Annotated in this window: 10 protein-coding genes and 1 tRNA gene; 1 reads left to right on the forward strand and 10 read right to left on the reverse strand. The window is 45.3% G+C overall.

The window, feature by feature from the left end:
- Window positions 1-10: 10 nt before the first annotated feature.
- The 10 genes from lepA to WC259_RS06325 all read right to left on the reverse strand — a co-directional run bounded on the left by lepA (window position 11) and on the right by WC259_RS06325 (window position 8,716).
- Complete coding sequence (gene lepA / locus WC259_RS06280) at window positions 11-1,828, reverse strand: translation elongation factor 4 (protein ID WP_011309335.1); 1,818 nt, start codon at window positions 1,826-1,828, stop codon at window positions 11-13.
- 63 nt (window positions 1,829-1,891) lie between these two features.
- Window positions 1,892-3,028, reverse strand: a complete 1,137-nt coding sequence (gene hemW / locus WC259_RS06285; protein ID WP_012984307.1) for a radical SAM family heme chaperone HemW — start codon at window positions 3,026-3,028, stop codon at window positions 1,892-1,894.
- 12 nt (window positions 3,029-3,040) lie between these two features.
- Window positions 3,041-3,751, reverse strand: coding sequence for an ABC transporter ATP-binding protein (locus WC259_RS06290; RefSeq protein ID WP_077998090.1), 711 nt, complete (start codon window positions 3,749-3,751; stop codon window positions 3,041-3,043).
- Window position 3,752: 1 nt separating this feature from the next.
- On the reverse strand, window positions 3,753-4,976 hold the full coding sequence (locus WC259_RS06295; protein WP_061977262.1) for an FtsX-like permease family protein: 1,224 nt from the start codon (window positions 4,974-4,976) through the stop codon (window positions 3,753-3,755).
- Window positions 4,977-5,292: 316 nt separating this feature from the next.
- Window positions 5,293-5,508 carry a hypothetical protein gene (locus tag WC259_RS06300; protein WP_011309331.1) on the reverse strand — a complete coding sequence of 72 codons (216 nt, stop codon included), beginning with the start codon at window positions 5,506-5,508 and terminating at the stop codon, window positions 5,293-5,295.
- A 46-nt stretch (window positions 5,509-5,554) separates the two neighbouring features.
- Window positions 5,555-5,770: a hypothetical protein gene (locus tag WC259_RS06305; RefSeq protein WP_011929085.1), complete on the reverse strand. Its 216-nt coding sequence runs from the start codon at window positions 5,768-5,770 to the stop codon at window positions 5,555-5,557.
- 25 nt (window positions 5,771-5,795) lie between these two features.
- Window positions 5,796-5,870 (reverse strand) — tRNA-Gly (locus WC259_RS06310).
- 146 nt (window positions 5,871-6,016) lie between these two features.
- Window positions 6,017-7,234: an ABC transporter permease gene (locus WC259_RS06315; RefSeq protein ID WP_012984304.1), complete on the reverse strand. Its 1,218-nt coding sequence runs from the start codon at window positions 7,232-7,234 to the stop codon at window positions 6,017-6,019.
- Entirely contained in the window at window positions 7,227-8,123 is an 897-nt protein-coding gene (locus tag WC259_RS06320; protein ID WP_011929083.1) for an ABC transporter ATP-binding protein, read from the reverse strand. The genes WC259_RS06315 and WC259_RS06320 overlap by 8 nt, the downstream gene beginning before the upstream one ends.
- A gap of 38 nt (window positions 8,124-8,161) precedes the next feature.
- Window positions 8,162-8,716 carry a DNA polymerase ligase N-terminal domain-containing protein gene (locus WC259_RS06325; RefSeq protein WP_011309328.1) on the reverse strand — a complete coding sequence of 185 codons (555 nt, stop codon included), beginning with the start codon at window positions 8,714-8,716 and terminating at the stop codon, window positions 8,162-8,164.
- Between the two features lie 90 nt (window positions 8,717-8,806).
- On the opposite strand from WC259_RS06325, the gene WC259_RS06330 reads away from it, so the two are divergent.
- Window positions 8,807-9,191: biotin--[acetyl-CoA-carboxylase] ligase (locus tag WC259_RS06330; RefSeq protein WP_372643653.1), on the forward strand; the 385-nt coding region annotated here is incomplete at its 3' end.

Consider the following 9,191-nt stretch of genomic DNA (forward strand, 5'->3'; position numbering starts at 1 on the left):
AAAAGACAATTTACTGGAGTTTTAGGACACTTAAAAAGGCTTCTTTGGGGACTTCTACTTTGCCTATTTGGCGCATTTTCTTCTTGCCTTCCTTCTGCTTATCCAGAAGTTTGCGTTTACGGGTAATATCACCGCCGTAACACTTGGCGATTACGTCTTTACGCTTGGCAGATATGTCAGCCCGTGCCACAATCTTGCTGCCGATAGCCGCCTGAAGAGTGACCTGATAAAGCTGTCTGGGTATCATTTCCTTCAGTTTTTTTACCAGTGCCTCTCCTATTTCATGGGCTTTATCCGGAGGAATAATGCGGCTGAAAGCATCTACCGGAACATCATTTACCAGCACATCTATTTTTGAAAGATTGGCATCACGATATCCAATAAATTCATAGTCCAGTGAGGCATAACCCTGAGTGCGGCTTTTCAGCTGGTCATGAAAAGTAGTGAGTATGGAACGCAATGGCATATCATAATGAAGCTGTACCCGTTGCCCAAGCTCACTCATGGCCAGTTGCCCCAGATATTCGGTATTTTTGTATACGCCGTAGTTCTCTCTGACTAAATCCATGACTGTGCCAATGTATTTTGAAGGAGTGATGATAACCACTGAAACCCACGGTTCTTCAATACGAGCAATTTCATGGGGGAGAGGCATCTCATTCGGATTTACTACGGTAAAAGCTTCACCTCCGATACGGGTGACTGTCAGGCTGACGCCGGGAGAAGTTACTACCAGTGAAAGATTAAACTCACGTTCCAATCTTTCCACTATAATATCCAGATGCAGCAGGCCTAAAAACCCGCAGCGAAAGCCGTGACCCAAAAGGGGGCTGGATTCCGGTTCGGAAGATAGTGAAGCATCATTCAGACTCAGCTTTTCCATAGCTTCACGCAGTTCGTGATAGTCATCTGTCTGGGTTGGATAAATACCTGCAAAAACCATGGCTTTGGCCGGATGATAACCGATAAGTGGCTGGATTGCACCACCGTGTTGCAGAGTAACCGTATCACCCACCCGGCATTCACCTACGGATTTAAGCCCGGTAGCTATATAGCCTACATCACCCACATCCAGCCTTAATGCGGCTACTTGGGCAGGGGCGAAATATCCCGCTTCAAGTACCCGAAATTCCGTACCTTGCCCCATAAGACGCAGGTCATCGCCCTTGTTTATATTACCGTCTGCCACCCGCAGATAGGCTACCACCCCTTTATACGGGTCATAATGGGAATCAAATATAAGCGCCCGCAGAGGCTGGTTTGCGTTTCCTTTGGGGGCAGGCACTTTGTTGACAATGGCTTCCAGCAATTCCGGTACACCCAGCCCCAGTTTGGCGCTGATTTGCAGTACGGAATCTTCATCATAACCTAGTACGCTTTTGATTTCACCCATTACCCTCGGGATATCAGCCCCCGGCAGGTCTATCTTATTGATAACCGGAATAATTTCCAGATTATATTCTATGGCCAGGTAAACATTTGCCAGAGTTTGGGCTTGGATACCCTGGGTAGCGTCTATAACGAGTATTGCCCCTTCGCAGGCAGCGATAGTCCGTGAAACTTCATAGGAGAAATCCACATGTCCGGGAGTATCTATAAGATTCAGGCGGTATTCCTGTTTGTCTTTTGAGATATACCGCAGACGGATAGCTTTGGCTTTTATGGTTATGCCACGCTCACGTTCAAGTTCCATACTATCCATGACCTGTTCGCACATTTCATCGTGGCGAAGAGTGCCTGTCATTTCTATCAGGCGGTCAGCCAGAGTGGACTTGCCATGATCTATATGGGCAATAATGCAGAAATTTCTTACACTGGATTGACTCATATCACCAACTTTTAACTTTAGGCTTATATACTACCGAATATATAAATTAGCGTATTTTAATCTTTAAGGCAAGAAACGCCAGAATACCTCGTTAGAGAGCAACCTGCCTCTGGGGGTCAGGCGGATACAGCCATCATGCTCTTCCAAAAGCCCCAATTCAACACATTCTTGAATCTGGGGATAATACATATCCATCACACACGTCCCGAAACGGGCTTCAATATCTTCAGCGCTTACACCCTTATCCAGCCTAAGCCCCAATATTATAGTTTCAGCCAGCTGATTAGCTAAATCTACATTTATATTTTCAGACGGTGCCTGCGTGGAATTATTTTGCCAGCAAAGTAAATATTCATCAAGGTCTATGGTATTGGCTGTACGCCAATTCTGAAAAAAGGAATGCCCAGCCACACCCAAACCCAGATAAGGCCTGTTTTGCCAGTAAGTAAGGTTATGATGGCTCTCATATCCCTGTTTAGCCCAGTTGGAAATCTCATAGTGATGGTAGCCGGCACTCTCCAGCATTTCTTCAGCCAGCTGATACTGGTCAGCCGCAATTTCGGAATCCATAAAGGGCAATAATCCTTTTTGCACCTGAAGATACATGGGGGTGTCTTCCTCCAGAGTGAGACCGTAAAGTGAAATGTGTTCCGGCTCAAGTTTCAGCATTTCACTCAGATTGGCTTTAAAAGAAAGCAGGGTGGAATGGGGTAAACCATAAATAAGATCAAGATTTATATTGTCAAAACCGGCGGTTCTGGCCTGTTTGTATATATGCCGTGCTTGTTGAGCGTCATGCAAACGGCCCAGCATTGTCAGCTCTGCATCTGAAAAACTTTGGATGCCCAAGCTCAAACGGTTGATGCCGAGCCCGCTTAACTGCTCAAGATAGGGCAGGCTAAGAGTACCCGGATTAGCTTCAAATGTAATCTCTGTACCGGGTAACAGATGCGATACTGTTTGTATACTACTCATGATATCTGCCACCTGCGAAGGTGATAAAAGGCTGGGCGTCCCTCCGCCAAAATAAAGGCTGTGCAAGCAAAGCCCCTCTGCCCGTAGTTTGATTTCTTTCTTAAGGCAGTTTACATAATCCGGCACACTTTCCAGTTTGTCCGGATAAGAAATAAACGAGCAGTATCCGCATTTTTTCAGGCAAAAAGGGAAATGCATATACAAAGCAAGGCTGTTTTGAGTCATGAGGATATTATATCAGGATTGGAGATGGGGTGTACTGGCAAGCTTAAATGGTATCAGAACGCCGTTATCAAGGGTATATACCCGCGTAGCTATTTCCAGAGGGAAATTCCCGTGGGTGGCGACTATCAGCCCTGTTTTACCTGCCTTAACAGGTGTCAGCAGCATCTCGATTATTTCGGCCCCTGTTTCAGGGTCTACATCACCGGTGGGTTCGTCTGCCAGTATAAGTTCAGGGTTGGTTGCCAGTGTTCGGGCAATTGCTACCCTTTGCTGTTGGCCTATACTCAATTCAGCGGGCAGGTTTTGAAGCCTGTCAGAAAGCCCCAGTTCAGACAATATCCGGTTAATTCGCTTTGATTTCTCAAGTGGCGAAAGCTTCGAATTGCGTAGGGCGATTTCCACATTTTCATATGCAGTCCACGAACCAATCAGATTGAAATTCTGGAAGATAATACCCAAACGGCTGCGGCGGAGTTCAGCCCGCTGAGAGTTGCCAAGTGAGTTTAATTCCAGCCCGTCAAAAACCACCCGCCCTGAATCCGGATTGTCCAGCCCGGAAAGTATCCAGAGAAGCACTGATTTGCCTGCGCCGCTTTTACCCCGGATAACCACCACTTCACCCGGCTCTGCCCTCAGATTTATTTCCTTTAAAACAGGTATGGACTGGGTGCCTTTTTGAAAAGAGCGGCTGATATTAATAGCTTCAAGACGGGATTTTTTCATTTTATAATCCCCTCAGGCTTTCAGCCGGACGCATGGAAGCTGCACTTAAAGCCGGAATTATCCCGGCTGCTATTCCGCCTGTCACTGCCAGCCCAAAGGCACTCAGTGTTACTATCCAATCCACTCCCAGTGTATCCTGACTGCTGATTCCGCTGATACTGGCAAAGGGTATCGTATATATAAGTACAACTCCCAGCAAAATACCTGCTACAGCTCCGATAACTGCCTGTATAACTGATTGGCTTACTATCTGCCAAAGAATAGTGCTGTCACTAAGGCCTATCGCTTTCAGGATACCGATATCCCGCCGCCGTTCCAGTACAGCAGAATATTCGGATTTCAAGGCCAAAGCAATTACACTTATCAGGAGAATCCCCGAAACCAGCCAAATGCCGTTCTCGCCTATACCCATGGCAGTAGAGGCAGGTTTTGAGCAAGCATAGGTGGAAACCAAACTGCGGTCACCCATTATTTCTTTGACCTGGTCTATAGCTTGGTAATGCACATTCGCTCCATTAGATTCCACCAATATTATGTTGGTTGCATCCGGGGGCAGTGCGGTATTAAGACGGGTATTTATAAGATTGCGAAGCTCTGTTATGGGCATATAGATGTCAGCTTTACCGGGGCGCACCCCGGCATTTATAATACCGCCCACCCTGAAACTCTGGCCGCCTATATCCACGCGGAAGCCAACCGGAAGGGTTTCGGCTAAAGCAAATGATTCCTCCAGCATTACCAGACCGGTATCAGTGGGTTTAAGGAATTCACCTGTTATAATATCCTCTGAGGAACAACAATTGGTTTTAACAGCTGTTGTATTTAAAGGATCAAACCCAGCAACCAGAGTATATGTATCGGTAATTTTGTCATAAAAGCGGAATAGTATAAAAGGCGAAGCATCTTTCACCGTATCCAGTGCAGTTATCTGGCTGACAATATCAGCCGAAAGCACTTTTGAAAGGGTATTGTTGGCTATAAAACCTTCATGAAGCGGATCTTTCAAATCTACAGCACAGGCCTCTGAATTGCACTGCGGCAAATAAGTTATGAAATGAGTACCGGTGGAATTTAGTACACTGGCGGAAGCGTCCTGAGAAAAACTGAGGACAGAAAATAAAACTATCGCAATAGCCAGTGCCAGACTGTATCCCAGCATATTGCCAATGCTGCGGGCAGGACGGCGGATAATTTCTATCCAGGCATAGTGCAAAATTTCTTTCAAGCAATTTCACCTTTTTGGTTATCTAAAAAGGTTATTTCAGAAAAGTGCTTTTGTCAACCAATTTTTATGCTGCACCAAAATGACAAGCCGGAAGTAAGGTCAAACAGGCAAATATACTTGAAACTGCCTATAAAATAAAAAGACTTATGGATAGCGAGGCTTAACTTTGAATATATAGACAAATAGCCGTCTTTACCGCAAATATCGTGTTTTCTGAAACGGTCTTGAAGAACAGCTATTGTGAGCGCCTTGACAATACTAACTACAGACGCATTTCAAAGCGACAATTTACCGGGTTTACTTATTAAAAAAGGGCTTATCTGGAAGGAACATTACGGTAATGGATATTCCACTTGGCAGCCAGAGAAGCAACATATGCCCGGCTTTCAGGTGAAACTGCACGGTTAAGCTCCGCCAAGAAACCATGAAGGAGTTCCCCGCCTGTCATACCGGGCATAGGCTCTTCGGGACCGGGAAGATTGACATACACAATCTCGGTCATTATTTTCTGGTATTCAATTGCTACACCCATGTCGCACCTCTTTTACCCCCTTGTCGGGATAAGTGCAAGGGGGATATTAACGCCCGCTGTTATTGCGGTAATGAATATTCCATTTGGCGGCTAATGTGCTTACGAAAGCCCTCGTTTCAGCCGAAGGAGCCCTGTTAAGTTCAGCCAAAAAACCATGGAGGAGTTCCCCGCCGGTCATGCCTGGTTGAGGTTCTTCAGGCCCTGGCAGGTTCACATACACTATTTCGGTCATTTGCTTCTGATAATCAATTGCAGTTCCCACGCAGCACCTCTTTCTAAATTTGTTATGGAGCGGGTGACGGGATTCGAACCCGCGACGTCTTACTTGGGAAGCAAGCACTCTACCGCTGAGTTACACCCGCAAGTTTTGAGGCTATTTTAGAGCAATTTGGCTGAATAGTAAAGGGCTTGGCAGCTTTCCGGACAAACCATGAGTACAAATAATGGCATTTGTATCACTCAAATATCCTAACCGAAAATCTGTATAAAACTACCCGTTATGCCAAGACTAAGTTTGCCTGATTAAGTGCATTATTTCTTTTATGCTGGGGGTTTTGCCATACATAAGCAAAAACACCCTGAATAATTTGGCGGCCAGTCCGAAAAACAGCCATATAGTAAGACTTAAAAGAATAGCCGCCAGAATAATTTCCCATACAGGTATACCTGTACCCATACGCATAATAATAGTAAGGGGTGAGGTAAGCGGGAAAAGTGAAAGCACTTTATTCAGGAGATTGTCTCCTCCGTTTAAGATAAACGGCATAAGGTAAAAGGGGAAAGCGGCAGACATGGTAACAATAACCGATAGCTGCTGTCCGTCACGCACATTAGGGGTTATGGCACCGATAGCCGCCATAAGAATGGAGTACAGGAAGTAACCAAGTATAAAGAAAACCAGACAGACTACTATCATATCCGCCTGTATAGACAAAGCACCCAGTATATCACCAAAGGTTTTAGTGGCAAATTTGACCAGCCCCCACGCACAAACCAGCCAGAAGGCAACCTGAATCAGTCCTGCCAAACCCAAGCCGACTATTTTGCCCGTCATAAGTTCACGGGTAGTGACAGAGGAAAGCAGTACCTCCATAATACGGTTTTCTTTTTCCTCGCTCAGACCTTGCAGTAAATAACCTGAGGCAGTAAATATAGCTAAAAGCAAAAGTATGCCGAACAAGTATGAAACAATATAATTGGGAATTCCGCCCTGACCGGGTGCCGGTTGACCGGACTCATCTATAACGGTATTTATCAGAGCAAACGGGTTTTGTACCCGGCTAAGAATATCAGCATCCACCTTTCCGCCCAAAAGATTGGAGGTAAGAAAGCTGGATATAGCATAAGAAGTATCCCCGCCGGGGGAGATTTCAGCTTTCAGGGTAAAACGCTGAATTATACCCGTATTTATATAATCCGCAGGTATAATAAGAAATTCGTCCAGCTCACCGCTTAGCATATTATCAACAGCTGTCTGCGAGTCAGCAAAAGGAATCAACACAACACCGGGTTGTTCTTGGTAACCACTGAAAACCCCCACCTGATCCACATACCCTATTTGCAGAGGTTCGTTGGTATCAGGTTTTGCGTTTATGTTCTGCACTACCATACCCACCAGAATACCCAGCAAACCCAGCACCGGCAAAGCCAGTGAAGTTATCAAAAAGCCTTTGCGTTTTAAGGTTGACATAAATTCGTGCTTTAAAACAATACGGTATTTAGACATTTTTCTTACCTGCAATGCTGATAAAAATATCATTTAAAGTAGGGGTAGCTATTTCAAAGCGGTGTATAACCAGCCCGCTTTTAACCAGTTGCACCAGCACATCTTGGGCAGTAGTGCTCCCGTTTAATATAATATGGGCTTTGCCGTTTGCCGCTTTGGTATCACTGACGTTAGATAGGGGAGGAAACTCGCCTTCATAATCTACCTCAAGCGTATTGCTGCGATAGCGGTTTTTAATATCAAGCAGATTGCCGTACAGCACCTGCTGGCCTTTGTTGAGCATGCAAATACGGTCACACATTTCCTCTACTTCATTCATACGGTGAGTAGAAAGGATAAGTGATTTGTTTTGGCTACGCAGTTCCAGCATCAGGTCTTTTACCAGTTGGACATTTACCGGATCCAGCCCGTTAAAAGGCTCGTCTATTATCATTAGAACTGGGTCATGGATAATGGTGGAGACCAGCTGTACCAGTTGCCCCATGCCATGCGAAAGCTGTTCCACCTTTTTTTCGGCATGGGCTGAAAGACCCACTTTTTCCAATAACTCCATAGCTCTGGTTCTGGCAACGACAGGGTTCATGCCTTTAAGACTGGCCAGATATACCAGAGAATCTATGATTTTCTGTTTGCGGTAAAGACCCCGTTCTTCAGGCAGATAACCGATATGATTCTGGGCATCAGCATTCATTTGCTCACCCAGTATAAGCACTTTCCCGCTGTCAGGCTTGATAATATCCATCATCATGCGCAGAGTTGTAGTTTTGCCTGCCCCGTTAGGTCCAATCAGCCCCATAATCTGCCCTTGCTCAAGGCTAAGGGATAGATTATCTACTATAACGTTGCGTCCATATATTTTGGATATGCCGTGTGTTTCTACTACGTACATCAGTTTACTCCCCGGTATATGCAGACACTTAGTCTGTATTAAATAATTTCTTCTACCAGTTTACCAGTTATTACCGAAGCCGGTTGTTCGTTAAGTATATCTGACAAACGGTCAGCAAATGCATCTTCCATCTTCACCATCAGCCAGCCCATTTTGGTCCGTAAAAGCGAATATCCGCCTTTCAGTTTTTTACCCTGAAGGTTTATAACCAAATGCCCTGTATCATAAGACTCAGCCAGTGTTTTACCCTCCTTCAGGTTGCCAAAAGTGCCTTTGTCCCACACTATCACTTTGCCCGCACCATATTCCCCTTCGGGTATTACCCCTTCAAAAGATGCGTACTGCATAGGGTGGTCTTCGGTAGCAACCGCCAATCGTTTCTCTTTGGGATTGGCAGAAGGTCCTTTGGGAATAGCCCATGATTTTAATACCCCATCAATTTCCAATCTGAAATCATAATGCAGATGGCTGGCAAGATGTTTTTGAATAACAAATACGGGCTTGTCAGAGGGTACGCTTTTTACTCCTGATGGTTCGGCAGTTTGAGCAAAATTACGCTTGCGATTATATTCTTCCAGAGGGTTGGACGGCATAGCAGTTTACTCCCCCGATGTGCCTGTTGTTGTATAATATAACGGTCTCGGCTATAAAGTCCAGATACTTAAGGTTATATGGAGAAATATATGAATACAGCTTGTATTTCCCTAAATGATATACAAAATAACCTGCGCACTTGTTTCATGGGCAGGGAAATAATATATTTGCCGGAAACCGCATCTACCCAGATAGTAGCTATGGAGATGGCCCGCAAGGGTGCGGGTGACGGTACTGTAATAATAACTGAAAGGCAGACTGATGGACATGGCAGGCTGAAAAGACTATGGGTATCGCCTCAGGGTAATATATATATGTCGTTTATACTGCGTCCCAGTCAGACTGAGATTTCACGCCTGATAATGGCCGCTTCACTGGCAATCAGCTTCGCTATACAAGATACCACCGGCATAATGACCGAGCTGAAATGGCCGAATGATATCCTGATAAACGGCAAGAAAGTTTGCGGCATGC

Source organism: Dehalococcoides sp. (genome assembly GCF_041654235.1).
GTDB classification, from domain to species: domain Bacteria; phylum Chloroflexota; class Dehalococcoidia; order Dehalococcoidales; family Dehalococcoidaceae; genus Dehalococcoides; species Dehalococcoides mccartyi_B.